The 433-nt window shown below is 56.8% G+C and carries 1 protein-coding gene; it reads left to right on the top strand.

Annotated features, from left to right (window positions below; genetic code table 11):
* A partial coding sequence (locus tag CWM61_RS28610; protein WP_264755193.1) for a trehalase family glycosidase occupies positions 1-303 on the top strand: 303 nt, incomplete at its 5' end.
* Between the last annotated feature and the right edge of the window lie 130 nt (positions 304-433).

The following is a 433-nucleotide window of genomic DNA, read 5'->3' as shown; positions in this document are numbered from 1 at the left end:
CTGGCGACGGAATATGAAACCGGCGAACAGTGGGACAAACCCAACGGCTGGGCGCCGTTACAGTGGATGGCGGTGCAGGGCTTTAAGCTTTACGGTAACGACGCGCTGGGTGACGAGATCGCCCGCAGTTGGCTGAAAACGGTGAATCACTACTACCAGAATCACCACAAGCTGATCGAGAAGTACCATATTGCCAGCAGCACGCCGCGCGAAGGGGGCGGGGGTGAATACCCGTTGCAGGACGGTTTCGGCTGGACAAACGGCGTGGTACGCCGGTTAATCGGGCTGTACGGCGAACCGTAAAGCTCGCCGAGCTTCGTCGATTGCGCCATCAGGATAATCGCCTGATGGCGCTTCGCTTATCAGGCCACCTTAATCGATGGCGTTATAAATGGCGGTCTGAATATCCGCCCACTTACGGTTTTCGTCATTC

It is taken from the genome of Klebsiella sp. K-Nf6, from assembly GCF_002806655.1.
GTDB lineage: Bacteria > Pseudomonadota > Gammaproteobacteria > Enterobacterales > Enterobacteriaceae > Klebsiella > Klebsiella variicola.
This window is presented reverse-complemented; position numbering and strand designations above follow the sequence as displayed.